This is a genomic window from Novosphingobium sp. APW14 (assembly GCF_032337075.1).
Lineage (GTDB): Bacteria > Pseudomonadota > Alphaproteobacteria > Sphingomonadales > Sphingomonadaceae > Novosphingobium.
This window is the reverse complement of sequence record NZ_JAVYAB010000001.1, coordinates 441534-462423: the sequence shown is the minus strand read 5'-3', so window position 1 is coordinate 462423 and position 20890 is coordinate 441534. Positions and strand designations below refer to the sequence as shown.

19 protein-coding genes and 1 tRNA gene are annotated in these 20890 nt (G+C 62.3%); 13 read left to right on the top strand and 7 right to left on the bottom strand.

Translation table 11 applies throughout. The annotated features are described in order from the left end of the window. Positions 1–204: 204 nt before the first annotated feature. Entirely contained in the window at positions 205–1515 is a 1311-nt protein-coding gene (locus RQP55_RS02340) for an MFS transporter (protein WP_315608561.1), read from the bottom strand. Between the two features lie 111 nt (positions 1516–1626). Here RQP55_RS02340 and pgsA point away from each other — a divergent pair, with 111 nt between their 5' ends. Beyond that, positions 1627–2220, top strand: a complete 594-nt coding sequence (gene pgsA / locus RQP55_RS02335) for a CDP-diacylglycerol--glycerol-3-phosphate 3-phosphatidyltransferase (protein WP_315608560.1) — start codon at positions 1627–1629, stop codon at positions 2218–2220. Position 2221: 1 nt separating this feature from the next. On the opposite strand, the gene RQP55_RS02330 is transcribed toward pgsA, so the two are convergent. Together RQP55_RS02330 and rnd are read right to left on the bottom strand one after the other, a co-directional pair. After that, positions 2222–3118, bottom strand: coding sequence for a hydrogen peroxide-inducible genes activator (locus RQP55_RS02330; protein WP_315608559.1), 897 nt, complete (start codon positions 3116–3118; stop codon positions 2222–2224). A 6-nt stretch (positions 3119–3124) separates the two neighbouring features. After that, the gene (rnd, locus tag RQP55_RS02325) at positions 3125–4336 is read right to left on the bottom strand and encodes a ribonuclease D (RefSeq protein ID WP_315608558.1); all 1212 of its coding nucleotides are present in this window, start codon (positions 4334–4336) and stop codon (positions 3125–3127) included. Positions 4337–4451: 115 nt separating this feature from the next. Here rnd and aspS point away from each other — a divergent pair, with 115 nt between their 5' ends. The 4 genes from aspS to mltG all read left to right on the top strand — a co-directional run bounded on the left by aspS (position 4452) and on the right by mltG (position 8972). Beyond that, a complete protein-coding gene (gene aspS, locus RQP55_RS02320) occupies positions 4452–6233 on the top strand; it encodes an aspartate--tRNA ligase (RefSeq protein WP_315608557.1) in 1782 nt (593 codons plus the stop codon). Between the two features lie 141 nt (positions 6234–6374). Then, complete coding sequence (locus RQP55_RS02315; RefSeq protein WP_147091056.1) at positions 6375–6611, top strand: acyl carrier protein; 237 nt, start codon at positions 6375–6377, stop codon at positions 6609–6611. A gap of 124 nt (positions 6612–6735) precedes the next feature. Further along, a complete protein-coding gene (gene fabF, locus RQP55_RS02310) occupies positions 6736–7998 on the top strand; it encodes a beta-ketoacyl-ACP synthase II (RefSeq protein ID WP_315608556.1) in 1263 nt (420 codons plus the stop codon). Then, positions 7998–8972: an endolytic transglycosylase MltG gene (gene mltG / locus RQP55_RS02305; RefSeq protein ID WP_315608555.1), complete on the top strand. Its 975-nt coding sequence runs from the start codon at positions 7998–8000 to the stop codon at positions 8970–8972. The genes fabF and mltG overlap by 1 nt, the downstream gene beginning before the upstream one ends. 21 nt (positions 8973–8993) lie before the next feature. Here mltG and RQP55_RS02300 read toward each other — a convergent pair whose 3' ends face one another. Further along, entirely contained in the window at positions 8994–10961 is a 1968-nt protein-coding gene (locus RQP55_RS02300) for an alkyl/aryl-sulfatase (protein WP_315608554.1), read from the bottom strand. Positions 10962–11195: 234 nt separating this feature from the next. On the opposite strand from RQP55_RS02300, the gene RQP55_RS02295 reads away from it, so the two are divergent. Continuing rightward, the gene (locus tag RQP55_RS02295) at positions 11196–11717 is read left to right on the top strand and encodes a 2'-5' RNA ligase family protein (protein WP_315608553.1); all 522 of its coding nucleotides are present in this window, start codon (positions 11196–11198) and stop codon (positions 11715–11717) included. Positions 11718–11784: 67 nt separating this feature from the next. Next, positions 11785–11861: transfer RNA gene (locus RQP55_RS02290), tRNA-Met, on the top strand. 100 nt (positions 11862–11961) lie between these two features. Here RQP55_RS02290 and RQP55_RS02285 read toward each other — a convergent pair. Together RQP55_RS02285 and traA are read right to left on the bottom strand one after the other, a co-directional pair. Continuing rightward, on the bottom strand, positions 11962–12780 hold the full coding sequence (locus RQP55_RS02285) for a DUF6118 family protein (RefSeq protein WP_315608552.1): 819 nt from the start codon (positions 12778–12780) through the stop codon (positions 11962–11964). Positions 12781–12790: 10 nt separating this feature from the next. Beyond that, positions 12791–15676: a Ti-type conjugative transfer relaxase TraA gene (traA, locus tag RQP55_RS02280; protein ID WP_315608551.1), complete on the bottom strand. Its 2886-nt coding sequence runs from the start codon at positions 15674–15676 to the stop codon at positions 12791–12793. A gap of 172 nt (positions 15677–15848) precedes the next feature. On the opposite strand from traA, the gene RQP55_RS02275 reads away from it, so the two are divergent. Beyond that, a complete protein-coding gene (locus RQP55_RS02275; RefSeq protein WP_315608550.1) occupies positions 15849–16154 on the top strand; it encodes a conjugal transfer protein TraD in 306 nt (101 codons plus the stop codon). Between the two features lie 22 nt (positions 16155–16176). After that, a complete protein-coding gene (locus tag RQP55_RS02270; RefSeq protein WP_315608549.1) occupies positions 16177–16413 on the top strand; it encodes a conjugal transfer protein TraD in 237 nt (78 codons plus the stop codon). 67 nt (positions 16414–16480) lie between these two features. Here the strand turns inward: RQP55_RS02270 and RQP55_RS02265 are convergent, their stop codons facing one another. Then, positions 16481–16936 carry a MarR family transcriptional regulator gene (locus tag RQP55_RS02265; protein WP_315608548.1) on the bottom strand — a complete coding sequence of 152 codons (456 nt, stop codon included), beginning with the start codon at positions 16934–16936 and terminating at the stop codon, positions 16481–16483. A 75-nt stretch (positions 16937–17011) separates the two neighbouring features. On the opposite strand from RQP55_RS02265, the gene RQP55_RS02260 reads away from it, so the two are divergent. From RQP55_RS02260 to RQP55_RS02245, 4 genes are read left to right on the top strand one after another with little or no spacing between them, the layout of a single operon-like run. Then, complete coding sequence (locus RQP55_RS02260; protein ID WP_315608547.1) at positions 17012–17896, top strand: alpha/beta hydrolase; 885 nt, start codon at positions 17012–17014, stop codon at positions 17894–17896. Then, positions 17893–18306, top strand: coding sequence for a hotdog fold thioesterase (locus RQP55_RS02255; RefSeq protein WP_315608546.1), 414 nt, complete (start codon positions 17893–17895; stop codon positions 18304–18306). The genes RQP55_RS02260 and RQP55_RS02255 overlap by 4 nt, the downstream gene beginning before the upstream one ends. Beyond that, positions 18296–19744 (top strand): efflux transporter outer membrane subunit, encoded by a 1449-nt coding sequence (locus tag RQP55_RS02250; protein ID WP_315608545.1) that lies wholly within the window; start codon positions 18296–18298, stop codon positions 19742–19744. Before RQP55_RS02255 ends, RQP55_RS02250 begins: the two co-directional genes overlap by 11 nt. Further along, a complete protein-coding gene (locus RQP55_RS02245; RefSeq protein ID WP_315608544.1) occupies positions 19741–20886 on the top strand; it encodes an EmrA/EmrK family multidrug efflux transporter periplasmic adaptor subunit in 1146 nt (381 codons plus the stop codon). The genes RQP55_RS02250 and RQP55_RS02245 overlap by 4 nt, the downstream gene beginning before the upstream one ends. The last annotated feature ends 4 nt before the right edge of the window (positions 20887–20890 follow it).

Sequence of the window (20890 nt, the reverse complement as noted above, 5' to 3'; positions counted from 1 at the left end):
CGTTGGTTAAAGTCTCTCTCATGAGACGCGCGCTGGTTCTAACCGACGAGGGGGCTCGCCACCCATTCCTGGCGAGTTTACCTCAGCACATTCGGCGAGGGCCGCTGCCCGACGAACGGCGAAGTGTGTCTCGTCTCAATCAGCAGGACCTAAAGGACTTTTTGCTTGCCTACTGCGCCTGCTTTGTCGCGGTAAGTGCGTTTCTTATATGAGGAGCGCGGCCCGCTCTGCCTGGACAAGCTTCTGGCCCAGCCAAGCAGAGTAAAGGCACATTGCCGCGCCCAGCAGCAGTTGGTCGACCATCGGCAAGCCGGCGGCGCTCATGCCCAGGGCGAGGACTGAACCCAGAACCATCGCGCCGGAGTTGACGATGTTGTTGGCGGCAATGGTCCGTGCGGTTTCCGATTTATCGACGAAGGTGGTCAGGAAGGCGTAGAGCGGCACGACGAACATGCCGCCAGCAACCGAGATACCAAGGAGGCTGAGCATCAGCGGGATCGCCAGCGGTTGTCGCAGGAAACCCGACGTATCCAGCAAGGTGTCACCGCTCGGAGCAGGCCAGGAATGGCAAACCCACCAGAACGCGACGACAAACAGCGCCATTACGATCACTGAAACAGGAGCATAGCGCGCCGAAACCGTGCCGCGCAGCAGCGCGTTCACCGAAACGGAGCCGATCGATACGCCGATCGAAAAGACCACAAGGAACAGGCTGGCCACTTCCTTGCTGGCCGAGATCACGTTCTTGGCAAGTGGTGGGAACTGGATGAACAGGACCGCGCCGATAGCCCAGAAGAAGCTGATTGCCATGATCGCCAGAAAGACCCGTTGGTCCTTCATGGTATGCTTGATGAGCGCGATGGAAGATCGCCACAGATGAAAATCGAGCGGCTGTTCGGGGGTCTGTGGCGGAGCTGGGGGCACATAGCGAGAGGTGATGTAGCCGATGACCGCGGTCAAGACGACGCCCGCTGCCGCCCATTCAACCGGGATCCATCCCGCCAGGATCGTCCCGGCAAGAATGGCGATATAGGTTCCGGCCTCTACCAACCCCGTGCCGGCAAGCACTTCATCTTCATGCAGGTGTTGGGGCAGGATCGCGTACTTGATCGGACCGAAGAAGGTGGAATGAACGCCCATCGCCAGCAATGCCAGCAGCATCAGGCCAATCGTAAAAGTCTGGTTGAGCAAGCCCTGCCAGGCCAGCAACAAGCCTAGGCCACCCACCAACATGATGCCGATTTCCGAAGCCTTCACGACACGAATAATCCGGGCCTTGTCACGCATATCGGCCAGCTGCCCGGCCAGCGCCGAAAGCAGGAAGAATGGCGCGATGAACAGGGCCGAGGCAACGGCGCTGAAAAGACCCTCTGCCGCTTCCGAGTTGTACAGCGTGTAGACAACGAAGAAGACCATCGCATTGCGATAGAGATTGTCGTTGAACGCATTGAACAGCTGGGTGACGAACAGCGGCAGGAATCGGCGGCTGCGGATCAGGTGGGTCGAGGTGGTCATGCGGCCCCTGCGTGGATTGCGCGGTTATCTTGCTCTAGCGGGAGAAACAGTGCGGACAATAGCAGTTGATCCCTTTTGCACTGGCCCGATCCGGGCTAGGCTTGGGCTGCGATGTGGACCCTGCCGAACATTCTGACGCTCTCGCGGATCGCTGCCTTGCCCTTGCTGGCCTTCCTGCTGTGGTGGCCTGAATGGCGCGTCGGCTATGGTCTGGCCTTCGTGCTTTACGTACTGATGGGCATTACCGACTATTTTGACGGCTATTTGGCCCGCACCAGCGGTGCCGTTTCGCGCCTTGGAATCTTTTTGGATCCGATTGCCGACAAGATTATGGTTGCCACGGTGATCCTGACCCTGACGGCGCAGGGTATCCTGCGCGGCCCTTATGTAGGGGATATGCACGTGATTGCCGGCCTGGTGATCCTTGTGCGCGAGATCGCGGTCTCCGGCTTGCGGGAGTTTCTTGGCGGGCTGCAAGTGTCGGTGCCGGTCAGCCGCCTTGCCAAGTGGAAAACGACCTTCCAACTCGTTTGCCTTGGGGCCTTGATTCTGGGTGTTGCTCTGCCGCAATGGACCGTCAACCTCGCGGGGCTGACGATCAACTTTCCGCATACAGTCGGTCTGACAACGCTGTGGGCGGCGGCAGCGCTGACCGTGATTACCGGTTGGGATTATTTGCGGGTGGGCCTCAAGCACATGGATTGAACTAGCCCGCGCGCAGTTCCTCTGCCAGCAGGCGAAACTCCTCACCGCGCGGGCTATTCTTGCGCCAGACCAGCGCGATTTCGCGGTTGGCGGATTCGCTGATCAGTGGCCGGGCAACAACCTGCGTACCGTTCAGAATTCCGGCATCGAGCGCCATTTCCGGCAGCATGGTGAGGCCAAGGCCATTATCGACCATCTGCACGAGGGTGTGCAGCGAAGTGCCGATCATCGTTGCACTTGCGCGCAGTTCAGCCCGGTTGCACGCGGCGAGCGCATGCTCCTTCAGGCAGTGCCCGTCTTCCAGCAGCAGCAGCCGGTTTTCGTCGATAAGGTCGGCCGAGATTTCCGCCGGAGGATCACGCGGGTCGTCCTTTGGAAAGGCGACGTAGAGCGCATCAAGTTCGATAGTCTCTTTTTCCACCTCGCCGGTGGGAAAGGGCAGCGCCAGCAAAACGCAATCGCTGCGTCCGTGGTGCAGACTTTCAAGAGCAGCTTGGCTGGTTTCTTCACGCAGGTAGAGCTTAAGCTGCGGACGCTCGCGGCGCAGGCGCGGCAGCATCCGCGGCAGCAGGAACGGGGCAATTGTCGGGATCACGCTCATCCGCACTTCGCCGGCCAGGGGTTGGCCAGCGCTTTGCACCATGTCGGAAAGTTCTTCGGCTTCCCTTAGAAGCCGGTGGGCTTTCGCCACGACGGCATTGCCCAGAGGGGTGAAGCGCACCGCTCGTTTGGTCCGCTCGACCAGCACAACATCAAGCAGTGTTTCAAGGTCCCGCAGGCCGGCGGATAGCGTTGACTGCGAAACAAAGCACGCATCGGCCGCCCGGCCAAAGTGGCCGTGTTCATGCAACGCGACAAGATACTGCAGCTGTTTGAGTGTCGGAAGGTAAGTGGTCATGACCGCCTACTCTGCCGCAGCCGAGGCGGGTTCGGCATCACTATTGCCACCAATTTCGTCGATATGGGCCATCTTTAGGCGGCCCTTGACCACAGCAAAGGCCAGCCTGCCTTCGACCAGTTCCAGCGCATCGCGGCCGAACTGCTCATACCGCCAGCCTTCGAGCAGTGGCAATTCACGCACACCCGCGGCCAGCAGTTCAAGATCTTCGCTGCGGGCCAGCAGGCGGGCGGCCACGTCAATCTCGCGGCTGCGGATCTTCAGCAACAGCTTGAGCAGGTCGGCAACGAGCGCGCCCTCTTTGCCCAGCGGTGCACCGCGGGACGTACGGGGCGGCAGCTCATCATCACTCAGCGGCTTGGCCGCTTCGAGCGTGGCCATCATCCGCTTGCCGATTTCATTATCCTTCCATCCGGCTGAAAGTCCGCGAACCTTCGCCAAATCGGCCTGTGTCTTGGGCGGGTGACTGGCAATATCGGCCAAGGTTTCATCCCGTGCGATCCGGCCGCGCGGAATGTTTTTGTCCTGCGCTTCGTGTTCGCGCCATGCTGCGAGCGCCTGCAGCCTGCCCAGCATCGCAGGGTTCCGACCAGCCGCCTTGATCCGCAGCCAGGCGATCGAGGGATCGTTGCGGTAGTTCGCTGGGTCGGCGAGCTTCTCCATCTCGATATCCAGCCAGGCTCCGCGCCCGGTCTTGATCAGACGGGCCAGGATCTTAGGGAAGATCTTGGACAAGTGGGTTACGTCGCCGATGGCATATTCGATCTGCCGTTCGGTCAGCGGACGGCGTGACCAGTCGGTAAAGCGCGCACCCTTGTCGATCTGCAGACCCATCCAGCTTTCGACGAGGTTCGAGTAGCCGATCTGCTCACTTTGGCTGATCGCCATCATGGCGATCTGGGTGTCGAAGATCGGGTGCGGCGTTTTTCCGGTCAGATTGTAGATGATTTCCACATCCTGTCCGCCGGCGTGAAAGATCTTCAGGACATGCTCGTTATCCACCAGCAGATCGAGCAGCGGTGATAAATCGAGCCCTTTTGCCAGCGGATCAATCGCCGCCGCTTCCTGTGTATCCGCGATCTGGATCAGGCAGAGTTCGGGCCAATAGGTGTTCTCGCGCATGAATTCGGTGTCGACGCACACGAAGTCTGCCTTAGCGAGCCTTTCGCACAGCGCTGCGAGTTCTGCGCTGTCGGTGATCAGGGGGTGTATCTTCATGCTTCTTTTCTGTAGTTGGGCCCGTGCGAGCCCCCGGCTTGACAAATGTGCGGCCATCGCCTGTTAGCCGCGCCTTCGCCCCTGCATCATTGCAGGCCGATTGGAAAGAGTTTCGATGCATCTTTATCGTTCGCACACCTGTGGCGCGCTCCGCGCCAGCGATGTAGGCCAGACCATCCGCCTGTCGGGCTGGGTCCACCGTAAGCGCGACCATGGCGGCGTGCTGTTCGTTGACCTGCGCGACCATTACGGAATGACCCAAATCGTCGCCGATGCCGACAGCCCGGCGCTGCCGATCCTGGAAGGCCTGCGCGTGGAGTCGGTCGTCACGATCGACGGCGAGGTGAAGGCCCGCTCTGCCAGCACTGTCAACGCGGGATTGCCAACGGGTGAAATCGAGGTCTTCGCCCGCTCGGCGACGGTGCTCAGTCGCGCCGAAGAACTGCCGCTGCCGGTGGCGGGTGAGCAGGAATATCCCGAAGATATCCGCCTGCGTTACCGCTTCCTCGACCTGCGCCGCGAGACGCTGCATGCCAATATCATGACGCGCACCGCGATTATCCGCGAAACGCGCCGTCGGATGGAGGATATCGGCTTCACAGAGTTTTCGACTCCGATCCTGACCGCAAGCAGCCCCGAAGGCGCACGCGACTTCCTGGTGCCGAGCCGCATCCATACCGGCAAGTTCTTTGCGCTGCCGCAGGCGCCGCAGCAGTATAAGCAGCTGCTGATGGTCGCCGGGTTTGATCGGTATTTCCAGATCGCACCGTGCTTCCGCGATGAAGACCCGCGGGCGGACCGCCTGCCGGGCGAGTTCTATCAGCTCGACCTGGAAATGAGCTTCGTCACTCAGGAAGAGGTCTGGGAGACGATGGAGCCGGTCATGGCCGGGATCTTTGAAACCTTCGCCGATGGCAAGTCGGTGACCCCCGCCGGCCAATTCCCGCGCATTCCCTATGCCAAGGCGATGCTGGATTACGGCACGGACAAGCCGGACCTGCGCAACCCGCTGATCATTCGCGACGTCACCAGCGAATTTACCGCTTCGGGCTTTGGCCTGTTCGAGAAAATCGTTGGCACCGGCGGCGTCGTCCGCCTGATTCCGGCGCCGGAAACGGCCGGGCTCAGCCGCAAGTTCTTCGATGACATGAACGAATGGGCCCGCAGCGAAGGCCATGCCGGTCTGGGCTATGCCACCCGCAAGGATGGCGTGTTCGGCGGCCCGATCGCCAAGAACCACGGCGAGGACAAGATGGCCGCGCTGTGGGATCAGCTAGGCCTTGGCCCGAATGATGGCGCCTTCTTCGCCGCCGGCAAGGAAGAGCAGGCCGCCAAACTGGCCGGTGCCGCCCGCAGCCGCGTGGGTGAGCAGCTTGACCTGATCGAGAAAGATGCCTTCCACTTTTGCTGGATTATCGACTTCCCGTTCTACGAATGGAGCGAGGAAGAGAAGAAGCTCGATTTCGCGCACAACCCGTTCTCAATGCCGCAGGGCGGCCTGGAAGCACTGCAGACGCAGGATCCGCTCACCATCAAGGCCTATCAGTACGACATGGTCTGCAATGGTTATGAGCTGGCATCGGGTTCGATCCGCAACCAGCACCCTGACTTGATGGTAAAGGCCTTCGAACTGGTTGGCCTCTCGCAGGCCGATGTCGAGGAACGTTTTGGCGGCATGTACCGCGCCTTCCAGTATGGCGCCCCGCCGCATGGCGGCATGGCAGCCGGGGTCGATCGTATGGTTATGCTGCTGTGCGGCGTGCAGAACCTGCGCGAGATCACACTGTTCCCGATGAACCAGCGCGCGGAAGATCTGCTGATGGGTGCGCCTTCGCCGGCGGAACCAAAGCAGCTGCGCGAGCTTAGTCTGCGCATTGTCGAGCCGCCGAAGGGTTGATCGTCAAGCCAGAGCGGGCCGCATACGTATCGTGGGGATTACGAACCGATGATGCTGTCCAGCCCTCTTGCCAGCCGCCCCGCCGTTCTCTAGGGCAGGGCTCAACACTGTTTTATTTGCCGTTCACGAAGGGGTAAATCCATGAGCGACACCGCTGACCGGGTTAAGAAGATTGTCGTCGAGCACCTCGGCGTCGAAGCTGAAAAGGTGACTGAGGACGCGAGCTTTATCGACGACCTGGGCGCTGACAGCCTCGACATCGTTGAGCTCGTGATGGCGTTCGAAGAAGAATTCGGCGTTGAGATCCCTGATGACGCGGCTGAGAAGATCAGCACCGTCTCGGACGCGATCAAGTACATCGACGAGAACAAGGGCTGATTCAGCCTGCTTTCCGCTTTGGCCCCAAGCCTGTCTAGGGGTTGAACTGCGGGAACCGAGACACGAAATTTGACAGGCTCAGTCCCTCTGCGGGTCTGGGCCTGTCGCATATCCGGAGAAGTGCATGCGCCGCGTAGTGGTTACGGGACTGGGTCTGGTTACTCCCCTTGGGGGCGATGTCGAAACTACGTGGGCAAACCTGCTTGCCAGCAAGTCCGGAGCCGGGCCAATCACGCGGTTCGATGCCAGCGATCAGAAGTGCCAGATCGCCTGTGAGGTAAAGCCGGCCGACCACCCTTGGGGTTTCGATCCGAATAAGCGCGTCGACCACAAGATCCAGCGTCAGGTCGATCCCTTCATCGTCTACGGCCTCGATGCCGCGGGCCAGGCGATCGAAGATGCTGGCCTGACCGAGATGGACGAAGACCTCAAGCTGCGAACCGGTTGCTCGATTGGCGCCGGGATCGGCGGCCTGCCGGGGATCGAGGAAGAGTCGATCGTCCTGCACGAAAAAGGCCCGTCGCGCGTCAGCCCGCACTTTGTCCATGGCCGGATCATCAACCTGATCTCGGGCCAGGTTTCGATCAAGTATGGTCTGATGGGGCCGAACCACGCCGTGGTGACTGCTTGCTCAACCGGTGCGCATTCGATTGGTGACGCCGCCCGGATGATTAAGGATGGCGATGCTGACATCATGCTGGCCGGCGGCGCGGAAGGGACCGTCAATCCGTTGGGGATCGCCGGTTTTGCTCAGGCCCGCGCGCTTAACTGCTCGTTCAACGACCGCCCGGAACAGGCCAGCCGTCCCTATGACAAGGACCGCGATGGCTTTGTGATGGGAGAGGGCGCCGGGATCGTCGTGCTGGAAGAATACGAGCACGCCAAGGCTCGTGGCGCTAAGATCTATGCTGAAGTGGTCGGTTATGGGCTTTCCGGCGATGCCTATCACGTCACGGCGCCGCATCCGGAAGGCAAGGGTGCAGAGCTTTCGATGCGGATGGCGATGCGCAAGGCCGGGTTGCAGCCGGGCGATATCGACTATGTGAACGCCCACGGTACCTCGACCATGGCAGACACGATCGAGCTGTCAGCGGTCAAGCGTGTGCTGGGTGATGATCTTTCGGGCGCTTCGATGAGCTCGACCAAATCGGCCATCGGGCATCTGCTGGGCGGAGCCGGGGCGGTTGAAACGATCTTCTGCATTCTGGCGATTCGCGACCAGGTGGTCCCGCCCACGCTTAACCTCGAAAACCCGGATGAGGGCACCGAGGGCGTTGATCTGGTGCCCAAGGTTGCCCGCAAACGGACGGTCCGGGCCGCGCTCAACAACAGCTTCGGCTTTGGCGGCACGAACGCTTCGGTGATCGTGAAGGCCATCGAAGACTGATGCTGGGGCGGCGGGGCGGCCGGTCGTTGCTTGCAGCGACGCTGCTGGCGCTTGCCGCGCTTGGCTGGCTGGTCGCCGGTTGGTTTAGCGCCGGTCCGCTTGAACGGGCCACGGCCTTCATGGTTCCCGATGGTTCAAGCCTTGGCGGCGTTGCCAGCAAGCTTGAAGCCCAAGGCGCAATCAGCAGTGCCAAAGCCTTCCGGATCCGCGCCCGCATTTTTGGAGCAGGGGCACCGATCAAGGCGGGGGAGTTCATGCTCCCCAAAGGCGCTAGCCCGTCACGCATTCTGTCGATCATCCAGGGTGATGAAATTCTGCGCCGCTTCGTGACCATTCCCGAAGGCATGCCCTCGATCATGGTCTACGAACGGCTCATGGCGAACAGCCAGTTAACCGGTACGATCGAGGTTCCCGCAGAGGGTTCGGTACTGCCCGATACTTACGAGATTGACCGGGGAGAAAGCCGTCAGGCCGTGCTGCGGCGCATGCAGGCCGCGATGCAACGCACCTTGGCTGAGCTTTGGGCCAAACGCAGCCCGGATACCGTTGTGACAACGCCCGCCGCTGCCGTGTCGCTGGCGGCGATTGTCGAAAAGGAAACCGGCAAGTCCAGCGAGCGCGGTGTGGTCGCCGGGCTCTATTCCAATCGGCTGAGGCAGGGGATCATGCTGCAAGCCGATCCCACGATCATTTACCCGATCACCAAGGGCAAGCCGCTAGGCCGCCGGATCCGCCAGAGTGAGATCCAGGCAGTCAACGATTACAACACCTATACCATGATTGGTTTGCCCAAGAGGCCGATCACCAATCCGGGTCGTGCCTCGATCGAGGCAGTGCTCAATCCGGCGCAGACCGATGTGCTCTACATGGTGGCCGATGGCACTGGCGGGCATCTGTTCGCGAAGACGCTGGACGAACACAACGCAAACGTTGAGCGCTGGTTTACGATCCGTAAGGCCCGCGGGGACTTCTGACGAAGCCCCCGCCGGCTTGGCTCAGGGTTCGACGATCTTGAACCCGCCTGGAATGGGTTCGATTGCATTCAGCCAGGCTTCGGCAGCAGCACGGTCACCATCCACCTTGACGCCCATCATCTCGAGCTGGGCCAATGGCATCTTCATAAAGAGCAGACCCAGCAGTGCGCGGCGCGGTCCGGTGATTGTCACGACCGGTTGTGCCACCGGCTTCATCCGGCCAATCATCGTCGTGCGGGTGATTTCAACCCCGGCGATTTCCTGCCGCTCGGGCATCACCAGGTTAATCCCCATCGTCTTCCCACCAAGCTTGCTCGGATCAAAGCGGGTCGAGACTGAATCGAGCAATTCCTGCGTGGGCACAGCCGCAATCATGTCGGCATTCTGTGCGTTTGTCGGCCGGATCTTTACACCCTCACGCAGCTCCTTTGCGCCAGTCAGGAACTGGTTCCGCCAAATCGCGCTCTCCGCCTGATACCCCTGTTGCTCCAGGCTGTCGGCCAGCAACAGGCGAGCGGATTTATTCGCGGAATCAGCAAAAACGATCTGGCTGAGCAAGTCCGACGACCAGCGATAGTCGCCAGCATCGAAGGCCTTGCGCGCTGCCGAGAAGGCCTTCTTGCTACCGCCCATTGCCGCTACCAGGCGCTTGGCGCGGTCAACCGGTGGATGGGCATTCAGGTTGGCCGGGTTGCCATCGTACCAGCCCAGATAGAACTGGTAGACTGCCTTGGAATTGTGGTTGTAGGTCCCGTAATAGCCATGGTTGAACCAATCCTTGGCAATTTCGGGTGGTTGCTTCAGCTCTTCCGCGATCTCGTGCATCGTCTCGCCCTTGTTCATCAGGCGCACGGTCTGGTCATGGAGATAGCGGTAGTTGTCACGGTTAGAGGCGAGGGCACCGGTAACCTCGCTTGTGCCGAAACGCGGCCAGCAGTGGCTTGAGATCAGGGTGTCGCTGCGACCGCCCCAGGTCTGCAAGGCCTCGTCGATGTAGCCCGCCCATAGACGCGTATCACGTACCTTGGCTCCGCGCGGAGTCAGAATGTTGTGCAGCGAGCAGGTGGTCATTTCCGATGATAGGAACGTCCGGGTCGGCGCGATGTAGACGTTGAGTTCGGATGGAGCCTCGCTGCCTGACACGATCTGGAATTCCATCGGCACGCCATCCACAATGCGGGTCTCGCCCGTCTTGTTGATCGTGTCGGTCGGCGTGATCAGGGTGATTTCGGCACCGGAGACCCCGGCACCGATCCCGCTGCCGATTTGCCCCTGCGGGCTAGGCGGCAAGCCAGTCCCGAACTGATAATTGACCCGTCGCCCCATCGCCGCGCCGGCCATGATGTTCTCTGAAACGGTTTCGGTCATGAAATGGGCAGGGGCGATGATTGACACCTTGCCAGCCTTCACATCGGCTTCATCAACCACGCCGCGCACACCGCCGAAGTGATCGCCATGGCTATGGCTATAAACTACTGCGGTAACCGGGCGCTTACCAAGCTTTTCGTTGACGAGGTCAATCGCCGCCCGCGCCGTCTCGCGGCCGGTCAGCGGATCGATGACGATCCAACCTGTCGCGCCGCGAACCACAGTCATGTTCGAAATATCGAAGCCGCGCACCTGCCAGACGCCGTCAGCGACCTGAAACAGGCCATGCTGGCGCAGAATGCCAATATGGCGCCACAGCGACGGATTGACCGTGTCGGGTGATGCTCCCGCCACGAAATCATAAGCGGCTAGGTTCCAAACCGGCCTGCCATCTGCGGCCTTGATCAGCGGATCGGTCCGCGTTCCCAGAAAACCCTGCCGGGCGAAGGTGGCGTCGCGGTCATCGTCAATGGGCAAAGCGGCGGCGACAGCGCGTTGGGCCGCAAGTGTTGCCGGAGTTGCCGGCTTGGGCGCTTCTGGCGCCGGGGCCTGGGCCAGCAACAGCGGAGCAAGGGCGAGCAGGGCAGTGCCGGCAAGTTGGCGATGGCGCGATGCAGTCATAAAATAATCCTCCCGGATGCAGCCTGTAATTCGTGCGCGATTCGGGCAAGCGCGTTTGACTGATCGCCTGCGGCGATCACTCAAACCAGAAGTCCGCGTTAGTCAGATTACTGGCACGGGCGTATCTGCCCATCACCCCAAGGGTACTGGGACGGCTTGGCGGCGTTCCGGTGCAGGGGCGGCAGGCATACCCCACCCCTCCCAGCCTGCCGCCCCTCAGGGTATAAGGCACAAATGGCCTTCGAACCGTTCATTGTTACAGCGGAGTTGCCAGCGGATTTGTTTCGCTGGGCCAACGACTTGCGCAAGCGGCACTTTCCGCCCGAACGGAATCACCTGGCCGCTCATGTCACGCTGTTTCACGCGCTTGCGCCATCGCTGCGCGATGAACTTCCGGCCGTGCTCAGCCGAGTAGCGGCTGAGTATAGGCCACCCAGGGCGGAGCTGACTGGGCTGATGAACCTGGGAATGGGGACTGCTCTGGCGCTGGACAGTCCGGAAATGCTGTCCCGTCGTGCAGAGATCGCTGAACTTTTCCACGGAATGCTTACCGTGCAGGACCAGCACAAGCCGCGATTGCACATCACCGTGCAAAACAAGGTCACGCCCGAGGCGGCAAAGGCGCTGCAAGCCGAACTGGCACACACGATCTTGCCCCGGCAATTTACCTTTACTGGCCTTGGCTTGCACCGATACTGCAACCCCCACTGGCAAGTGGTGGGGTTTTGGCCGTTCCGCGGCAAAGTGAGTGGTTGACGAGCGCAGCGCCGCACCCTAAGTGGCCCGCCTGCCGGGGCGCCTTGTGGTGCCAATGCCTGTTCGGGGCGGAGTAGCTCAGCCGGTTAGAGCAGCGGAATCATAATCCGCGTGTCGGGGGTTCGAGTCCCTCCTCCGCTACCATTCAAGTTATTTATCGCTCTGTTTTCAAAGGATAAAATGACTTTTCTGGAAAATCGAAACCACATTTGTTCCCACATTTTGTGCGAGCCGGAATGGGCTGTTATGCCCCTCGCTGGGACCGTTTCGCGGTCCCCTCAGACGTTGTTGCTGTTCTACTTTCTTGGGTATTTGGACGAATCTTGACAGTGCATCGCACTGGCTGCTGCGAGGATGCGGCGGTCTTCCGGCAAGCGTCAATGGCCTCGCGGTTGTCGCGCCGGATGTCAGCGGCCTGCACCAGTGCATTCCAGGCCTCGGGGCTGTCGCTCTGCATCAGCCGCGCACCTGCATCCCATCGTGTGGATTCTCCAACCATCCGCGCCGCCAAGCGCTCTGGCCAGTGCCAGCCTTCCGGCATCGTTCGGGCTAAGGTGCCGGGAAGGAAAGACCATAGCAGTATTCCGGCGAGCAACGCTCCGCCTGCCACCTGGTAGAGTTGCAGCCGCTGCTCTGCGGCGGTGCGCGCTTGGGCCGTGACGCTCCGCATTTCCTGGGCAGCGTGGTTCAAGTCGCTCCGGGCCTGGCTGATCCTTTCATGGTCGCTGCGCCGTGCTGATTCTGCTGCTGCGGCGATCCGCTGGCCAATGCTGTCAGGCGTTATCTGCATCGCGGGATGGCTCGCCATGCCCTTCAGGCTCTCGCCCATCGCCCCTATCCGCTTGGCCATGTCGGTCAAGGTCGCGCCGTAGTCGGGAATGACGATGTCCGCGCGCTCGGCGGCCAGGTGCTGGACCGCCCGGCGCATGAGAGCCAGTTCTCCTTCAAGGCGGGCAAATGCCTCGGCGGCGGGATCGCCTGCGGCCTCCGGAACGGGCGCGTCGGGATCGGGTTCCGGCTCAAGGTCCAGGGTCGGTTCCACGTCATCCGTATCGGTATCCATCGAATTTCTCCTACAGGCCCATGCCGATTGACCGGCTCCGCTCCATCGAGATGGAGGCGGCAAGGTCGCGGGCCAGATCGCGACCGAGTTCTGTCTTGATGCCAAGCTCGCGGGTGCGGCTGCGCAGCAGGGATTCAACCTGCGCGTCGCGCTCCAGGCCCTTCGCCATGTCCGTCATGCGGCCCGTGAGCCTCTGCGCGCCCTTGCTGTCGCCATCGCGCTGCATGGCCTGGCGCGCCTGCGCAAGCCGCTGCCAGTCGCTGACAAAGCGGTCGGCGCGCTGCGCGGGATCAATACGGATTTCGGCCTCAAGCTGCATGGCGCGGATTGCACCCTGGCTGCGACCATCGGCGGCTTCACGGGCCAGCGAGGGCTGGCGTTGCAAGGCGCTGGCGAGGTCGGCTGTGCCATGGGGCCGGATCGCGTCGAGCGCCTTTGCAGCCTTCTCCAGCGCGTCGCGCTGGTGCGGCAGGACCGGCAATCCCTGTTCGCGCATTTGCCCTATGTCGGCGGCGGCACGGGCATAGCGTTCGACAGCTCGGCGCTGATCGGACAGGCCAGCCTGATCGGTTGGCACGGTTTCGAGCTTTGGGACCTGCGGGCGGAATCCGGCGAAGATGGATTTCGCCCGCTCCGGCAACTGACGGGCGATTTCGACGATACGTTCACGGAAGGTGATGCCGCGCCGTTCGGCAAATTGCTGCTCGGGCTTGTAGTCGCTCGCCATGTCCTTGCCGCGCTCGCGGCTCAGAGTGCGCACTAGCTTTGACTGATCGGCGAAGTCATCGCGCCCATAGTGCAGGGCCACGCCGTCGCGGTGGCGCGACAGGCCGACATAGGCCCCGTGGCTGTCCAAGCCGGGGGTGGCCAGAACATGCGCGCGGTCGACCGTCATGCCCTGCGCCTTATGGATCGTCGCGGCGTACCCGTGATCGATATGCGCATAATCCTTGGTGTCGAAGGCGACGCTGCGGCCATCGTCGGTGCGCACGGCCATGCGCTGCGGCGTCACCTGCTCAATGGTGCCCAGTGTGCCGTTCTTGACGCCCAGGCCCCGCTCATTGCGCAGGAACATGATACGGTCGCCGCTGGCGAACTGGCGCTCGCCGCGCTCGGCTTGGATGGTCACATCGATACCCAGTTCGCCACTGTCGCGCAGCTTTCCGCGCGCCGCGTCATTGAGTTCGCGCACCTCATCGTTGGTATGGGTGAGAATGATGCGTGTATCGCCGGGGCTGGCCTGCCGGTTACGATCCCAGCGCTCGATCAGCTCGTCACGCGCTGCCTCCCGCGTCTCGGCGGCGTGCACCATGCCGCGTTCGCCATAGGCCTGAATGGAAAGTCCGGTGCGCCCTGTCGCAAGGTGCCGGGTGGCGTCCTGCTGCCAGCCTTCGTGCTGGCGGCGCACTTCGCTGATTTCGACGCCGCCATGCCGCTCGTGGATCGCACGGAAGGCGGCTCCAGCTTCGATGGCCTGCAACTGCTGCGGGTCGCCAACCAATACGACTTTCGCGCCTGCATCGGCGGCATGGGAGAGGACGCGCTCCATCTGGCGCGTGCCGACCATACCAGCCTCATCAATAACCAGCACATCGCGCGACGTGAGCAATTCGCGGCCCTGGCTCCACTGATGCTCAAGGCTGGCAATGGTGCGCGAGGCGATGCCCGAACCGTGCTCCAACCCCTCGGCGGCAATACCGGACAGCGCCGCGCCTTGCACGGTATAGCCCGCATTCTCCCATGCCTCGCGCGCCACGCCCAGCATCGCGCTCTTGCCGGTCCCGGCATAGCCGACGACAACGCTCAAGCCGCGCTCATCAGTCACATGCTCGAACGCCGCGCGCTGCTCGCCGGAAAGCACAAGGCCGCGCTCCGCCCCGTGCGCCAGCGCTCCTTCCCGGCCTGCGCCTTCGAGCTGATGTTGTTCACGTTGCGCCAGCAGTGCCGATGCATGTCCAAGGCGCTGTTCGGTGTCGATCATCTGCCGCGAGGTGAACCGCTCTTCGCCGCGTCCGTCCTTGCCCAGCGCGATCAGGTCGGACGAACCGCGAACCGCCCTCATGGCCAGATCGAACTGCTCCTTGCTGTCGCTGTGCCGATGCACGAACATAGCAAGGTCGCGGTTGGTGAAGGTGGCCTGGCTGTGCATGATCGCGTCAAGCGCGACAGCGGGATTGGCGATAATCCGCTCGCCGTTGCGTAGCGCGACGGCGCGATGTTCCTCGATCCGCTCGGCCTCCAGCCCGCGCACGCCCATGCGCGATGCGGCGGGACCGATCTTGTCCTGCGGCTCCAGCGCGATACCCTGCGCCTCCAGGCTGCGGTGATCGATGCGGGCGTCGATGTCGAGTTCGGCCAGCCGCTCATTGACATGTTCGGCCCAACGCTCGCGCCACTGCTCGACCAGTTCGGCCTTGTTCCAATCACGCACCTTCGCGCCAAACCCGTCGCCGTCCACTTCGCGCATGGTCAGCATGACATGGGCGTGGGGCTTGGGCTGGCCGTCTGCGCCAATATCCCAATGGACATTGAGGTCGGCGATCATGCCCTTTGCAACGAACTCGGCTTCGACAAATTCGCGGGCCAGCTCGATGCCCTGTCCCTTGGTCAGCTCGCGCGGAATGGCGAACTCTACTTCGCGGGCAAGCTGCGCGTCCTTGCGCTTCTCGGCGGTCTCGACCGCGTTCCAGAGCTTTTCGCGGTCGGCAAATTCCTCCGGCGCGCCTTCCGGCAGCAGCACTTCGGAATGGACGACGCCGTCCTTGTTGGTGAAGTCGTGGTCACGGTCGAGCCGTTCGTCGTGCAGCCGCTCGGCCCCGCGATAGGCCGCTGCCGCCACGGCGCTGCGCCCGCTCGACCGGCTGATGACTTTGACGGAGAGATGGAAGATCGCCATGACGGCAATCCATCTACGCCATGAGCGCCACGTCGGCACGACGTATAAGCGCGCCCTCCCATGATAAAATCCTGCTCGGGACTATTCAGTATCAGACCGTCTCGACGACTCTACAGCATTGAGAGAGCATCGATATTATCATCAGCGCATCACCTCTCAATGGAGAACTTCGATGCGCAAACCCCGTGACCTTGATTCGGAACTAAAGGCGCTCGCCGACAAGGCGAAGCAACTGAAGGAACGCCGCGTGCAGCAGCTCGGCGAACTGGTGATCGCCACCGGGGCAGACACGACCGATGCGGAAACCCTGGCCGGTGCGCTGCTCGTCATTGCGGAAACCAGCGATGCCCAAAAGAAGGAGGCGTGGCGCAAGCGCGGCGCGGCCCTCTTTCAGAGCAAGGCGCGCAAGCGTGGCAATGGAACTCAAGTCCAGCTGGATGGCACTCTCCCGCTTGACGGCGGCGCGGCATCGGCTTGAGGCCCGAAAGGCACGAACCGACATGCGCGAATGGCAGGTCAAACGCCGCGAACGCACACGGCAACTGATCGAACTGGGCGGCCTGGTCGTGAAGGCTGGACTGGTCGAACTCGCCGACGATGATCGCGCCACGCTCTACGGCGCGTTCCTCACGGTTGCGGCCAAGCTGCGCGGCGAGGAACGCGAACAAGCGCTGGTGCTGTGGAAGCGCAAGGGCAAACGGGCGTTTGAAGCAGAAAGCGAGGCAGGTAGTAGGTAAGCAGGTTTGGATTGAAGCGGGTAGAATGGCTGCAGTGTTAAAAGGTGCTCCAGAAGAACGGCTTACACTACAATTCCTCGAGATTGCCCGACATCGTTGCCAGCAACGTCTTGATCGCCGCAAACTCTCTATCGGAAATTCCCGACAACAGGCGGGCGTAGATCGCATCGGCCTCAAGCCTGAGCGAAGGAAGTATCTCGATTGCCCGAGGCAGCAGATGCAGTGTCCAGACCCGGCGATTGCCCTCGATTGAGCGTCGCTCGACATATTCGGCCTTTTCCAGCTGATCGATCACATGACCCACGCTGGCGCGTTCCAGATCAAGGCATTTGGCGAGTTCGGTCTGGGTAAGTCCCGGTGACCGAAAGATATAGGCAAGCGCGCGCCATTGGGTGCGGGACAGGCCGAATTTTGCCGTAGAGGCATCGAACAGCCTGCGCAGTTTACGCGGCACTTCCTCGACGAGAAACACGATCTCGTCGTTCTCGGTCATGTAGCTGTCCTGGTCGATTTCCTGTTGCATCGGGCAAGCGCCTTACCCGCCGAGCGTTCAATTGAAAAGACTTTACTGTAAGACATCTTACAGTAAGAAGGTTTCATGCATAGTGAATCGATCAAGCTGGAAGGGAAGGCAGGCCATGCCATCGCCGCCAGCATCGAAGGGGCGCGGGATGGAATGCCGGTTATTCTCGCGCACGGCGGCGGGCAAACCCGACGGGCCTGGAAGAAGATTTCGACGCTACTTGCTGGTCGCGGCTTTCATGCCATCGCAATCGACCTGCGCGGACATGGCGACAGCGAATGGGCCAGGGACGGGGCCTATGACATTGCCGACTTCGCGAGCGACCTCGTTGCTATCGCCGCCCGGTTGGCGCGCAAGCCAGCACTGATCGGCGCATCGCTGGGGGGACTCGCCGGGATCGTCGCCGAAGGGCAACTCGCACCCGGCAGTTTCGCTTCGCTGACACTCGTCGATATTACGCCGCAAATGGAGGCAACGGGCGTTGCGCGCGTTGTAGGCTTCATGGCGGCCCATGCGCGCGAAGGCTTCGCTTCGCCCGATGAGGCTGCGCGCGTGATCTCGGAATACTTGCCGCATCGCCCCAGCCGCAAGGCATCGGCAGGGCTGGCCCACTATCTGCGCCAGAAGCCCGACGGGCGGTATTATTGGCATTGGGATCCTGCGTTCATCGACGGGGTCATGCGCCGTCACGCGCAAGACGGCGCGTTGGGCGATCACGGACGGAGCGAACTCAGCAGTGCCGCGATGAATCTCGCGCTTCCGGTGCATCTGGTCAGGGGCGGTTCGAGCGATCTGGTCTCGCCGGAAGCCGTTGAGCATTTCCGGAAACTGGTCCCGCACGCTGCCTTCAGCGACATTGCCGATGCCACCCACATGGTCGTGGGCGACCAGAACGACGTATTTGGAGCGGCGATTGCCGACTTCCTGATCCGCACTCACGATAAGGGCGATGCAACATGACCGCCCGCTCCAACAGGCCGGAACTCGCGGAACTCCGCAAGATGCTCCACATCGCGCCGTTTCACCGCTGGCTCGGCCTCGATATTGTCGATCTGACCGGGCGGGAACTGATCCTCGAAATGCCCTGGCGGGATGAAATCGTCTCCAACCCGATGATCGGGTCGGCGCATGGCGGTATCTTGTCGGCATTGATCGACCTGACTGGTCTCTACACCGTCAACGCGCTGGGCGGCACGGCGCGGGCGACCGCCGACCTTCGCGTCGATTTTCACCGTCCTGCAACCTCCGGGCCGCTGCGTGCGATTGGTAGTGTCGTCAAACTGGGCAAGCAGTTGAGCGTCGCGGAAACCCGGATCGAGGATTCGGCCCACAGGCTGCTGGCTAGCGGCAGGGGGGCCTATGTCGGTTGACCCCCGTTTCCCTACCATCGGAATCGTGCTTGCGCTGTCGGCCTGTGTTGGGGTTCCCGATGCCGGTGTCAGGCCGGTCATGCGGACCCCCGAGTCCATCGAGGCGACCCAGACCCTCGCCGCGCGCGGCAGCATTGGCTGGCCGCCTGACCAGTGGTGGCGGCTTGTTGGCGATCCGCAGCTCACCCAGTTGATCGAGGAAGGCCTTGCCAACTCGCCGCAGACCGCGATTGCCATGGCTAGGATAAGACGGGCGGACGCAGAGGCTCAGCGCGTCGGCGCAGCCCGGCTCCCGACCGTCGGCGGCGAGGCGGAAGGTGGCTTGCGCCGCCAAAGCGGCAACAACGGCATACCCGCGCAGTTCCTTCCCGATGGCTGGGCGGATTACGGCCAGGCCTCGCTGTCGTTCGATTTCGACCTTGATCTATGGGGTCGCAACCGAGCGGCCTATGCCGCCGCGACCTCGGGAGCTCGTGCGGCGGTGGTCGATGCCGCGCAGGCGCGGCTTGTCCTTTCGGTTGCGATCACCGCCGCTTATGCCGAACTGGGCAGGCACTACCGTGAACGCGACAACGCCGAGGCCGTGCTGGTCAATCGCCGCGCGGCGTTGGCGCTGGTTGCCGAGCGCGAACGCAACGGCCTCGACAACCGCATAGGCCTGCGCCGCGCCGAAGCGGAACTGGCGAGCGCCGAGCAGGACATGGCGGCGGTCGATGAAAGCATCGCCCTGCGCCGAAACCAGTTGGCCGCGCTAGTGGGGGCCGGACCGGATCGGGGCCGGACGATCACGTCAGCACCGCTATTCCCATCGACACCGCTTGGTATTCCGGCCGGGTTGACCACGGACCTGCTTGGCAGGCGTCCGGACATTGTCGCGGCGCGCGAACGGGTCGAAGCGGCTGAAAGCCGCATCAAGGTGGCGCGCGCCGGATTCTTTCCTTCGGTAAATCTCAGGGCGCTGATCGGCTTGCAAGCTCTTGGGATTGGCAACCTCGTCGATTCCGGATCTTTGTTCGGATCGGCTGGCCCGGCGATCAGCCTGCCAATCTTTCAGGGCGGCGCGCTCAGGGCGCAATATGGCCGCGCCGGAGCGGATTATGAGGAGGCAGTCGCCAGCTATAACCAGACCGTGATTTCCGCCTTTCAGCAGGTTGCCGACGCAGTAACGCAGCGCGAGGCGGCGGACAAACGGCTGGCGGCAGCACGCACTGCCCTGGCCGCGAGCGAAGATGCCCTTGCGCTGGTCAACAATCGCTACACGGCTGGCTTGGCCAGCCGACTCGACGTGCTCGCCAGCGAGCGGGCGGTTCACGATCTCCGGCTCGCCGTGATCGGTCTCGAAACCTACGAGCGGGGCGCAACTCTGGCTCTGATCCGGGCCCTCGGCGGCGGATTTGCAGCAGACACTCAAACTTCACCGGAACCGATAACCCAATGACCGCTGCCGCGCCCGAAACCCCTGCCGTCGATCCGGCCCTGTCCCAGTCCCGCAAGGCGTCGCGCAAGCGATGGCTCACGCGGCTTGCAGTGGCCTTGGCGGTGATCGGACTGGCCTGGGGGGTCTGGTATCTGCTGGTCGCCCGGAATTTCGTGTCCACCGAAAATGCCTACGTCAATGCGCAAATGGCGCAGGTCACGCCGCTGGTTGCAGGCTCGGCGACCGAGGTTCTGGTGCGCGACACCCAGCAGGTGAAGGCCGGACAAGTGCTGGTGCGACTCGATCAGGCCGACGCGCGGATCGCGCTGGCCCAGGCGGAAGCGGATATGGCCGCAGCGCGGCGGCGCTTCCGTCAGACCGTTGCCAACAGCTCCGCCTTGGCGGCGCAAGTGGACACCTCCGGTGCCGGAGTAACCCAGGCTCAGGCGCAATATCGCACGGCGCAGGCTGAACACGAAAAGGCCCGGATCGATCTGCAGCGCCGAGAGAATGTGGCAGCTAGCGGGGCGGTATCCGGTGAAGAGTTGACGCAGGCCCGCAGGACCTATGCCACGACCCTGGCCGCGCTCGATGTAGCGCGCGGGGCGATCAACCAGGCCAGCTCGTCAAAGCGCGCCGCGCAAGGGCAACTGGCCGCGAACGCCGCGCTGGTGAGCGGATTAAGCGAGAATAGCGATCCTGCCGTATTGGCCGCCATGGCGCGGCGCGATGCCGCGCAACTCAATCTCGACCGCACGGAAATCCGCGCGCCCATCGACGGTGTCGTCAGCAAGCTGCAAGTCCAGATCGGGCAACGGCTCAATCCCGGACAGATCATCATGACAATTGTGCCGCTGGCTAGTGTCTATGTTGAGGCCAACTTCAAGGAGAGCCAGTTGCAGCGTGTGCGGATCGGCATGCCCGTCAAGCTCACCGCCGACCTCTACGGATCGAACGCAACCTATCGCGGCAAGGTGGTCGGCTTTGCGGGCGGCACTGGTTCTTCGATGGCCGTTATCCCGGCTCAGAATGCGACCGGCAACTGGATCAAGGTCGTCCAACGCTTGCCCGTTCGCATCGAACTCGATCCAGCCGACCTCAAACGGCATCCGCTGCGGGTCGGCCTGTCGATGGAAGTCGAAATTGACGTTTCGGGCGACTGACAGC

Bases quoted from the DNA above. Each gene is read 5' to 3' on its own strand.
- RQP55_RS02340 (WP_315608561.1), bottom strand. From the start codon at position 1,515: ATGACCACCTCGACCCACCTGATCCGCAGCCGCCGATTCCTGCCGCTG.
- pgsA (WP_315608560.1), top strand. From the start codon at position 1,627: ATGTGGACCCTGCCGAACATTCTGACGCTCTCGCGGATCGCTGCCTTG.
- RQP55_RS02330 (WP_315608559.1), bottom strand. From the start codon at position 3,118: ATGACCACTTACCTTCCGACACTCAAACAGCTGCAGTATCTTGTCGCG.
- rnd (WP_315608558.1), bottom strand. From the start codon at position 4,336: ATGAAGATACACCCCCTGATCACCGACAGCGCAGAACTCGCAGCGCTG.
- aspS (WP_315608557.1), top strand. From the start codon at position 4,452: ATGCATCTTTATCGTTCGCACACCTGTGGCGCGCTCCGCGCCAGCGAT.
- RQP55_RS02315 (WP_147091056.1), top strand. From the start codon at position 6,375: ATGAGCGACACCGCTGACCGGGTTAAGAAGATTGTCGTCGAGCACCTC.
- fabF (WP_315608556.1), top strand. From the start codon at position 6,736: ATGCGCCGCGTAGTGGTTACGGGACTGGGTCTGGTTACTCCCCTTGGG.
- mltG (WP_315608555.1), top strand. From the start codon at position 7,998: ATGCTGGGGCGGCGGGGCGGCCGGTCGTTGCTTGCAGCGACGCTGCTG.
- RQP55_RS02300 (WP_315608554.1), bottom strand. From the start codon at position 10,961: ATGACTGCATCGCGCCATCGCCAACTTGCCGGCACTGCCCTGCTCGCC.
- RQP55_RS02295 (WP_315608553.1), top strand. From the start codon at position 11,196: ATGGCCTTCGAACCGTTCATTGTTACAGCGGAGTTGCCAGCGGATTTG.
- RQP55_RS02285 (WP_315608552.1), bottom strand. From the start codon at position 12,780: ATGGATACCGATACGGATGACGTGGAACCGACCCTGGACCTTGAGCCG.
- traA (WP_315608551.1), bottom strand. From the start codon at position 15,676: ATGGCGATCTTCCATCTCTCCGTCAAAGTCATCAGCCGGTCGAGCGGG.
- RQP55_RS02275 (WP_315608550.1), top strand. From the start codon at position 15,849: ATGCGCAAACCCCGTGACCTTGATTCGGAACTAAAGGCGCTCGCCGAC.
- RQP55_RS02270 (WP_315608549.1), top strand. From the start codon at position 16,177: ATGCGCGAATGGCAGGTCAAACGCCGCGAACGCACACGGCAACTGATC.
- RQP55_RS02265 (WP_315608548.1), bottom strand. From the start codon at position 16,936: ATGCAACAGGAAATCGACCAGGACAGCTACATGACCGAGAACGACGAG.
- RQP55_RS02260 (WP_315608547.1), top strand. From the start codon at position 17,012: ATGCATAGTGAATCGATCAAGCTGGAAGGGAAGGCAGGCCATGCCATC.
- RQP55_RS02255 (WP_315608546.1), top strand. From the start codon at position 17,893: ATGACCGCCCGCTCCAACAGGCCGGAACTCGCGGAACTCCGCAAGATG.
- RQP55_RS02250 (WP_315608545.1), top strand. From the start codon at position 18,296: ATGTCGGTTGACCCCCGTTTCCCTACCATCGGAATCGTGCTTGCGCTG.
- RQP55_RS02245 (WP_315608544.1), top strand. From the start codon at position 19,741: ATGACCGCTGCCGCGCCCGAAACCCCTGCCGTCGATCCGGCCCTGTCC.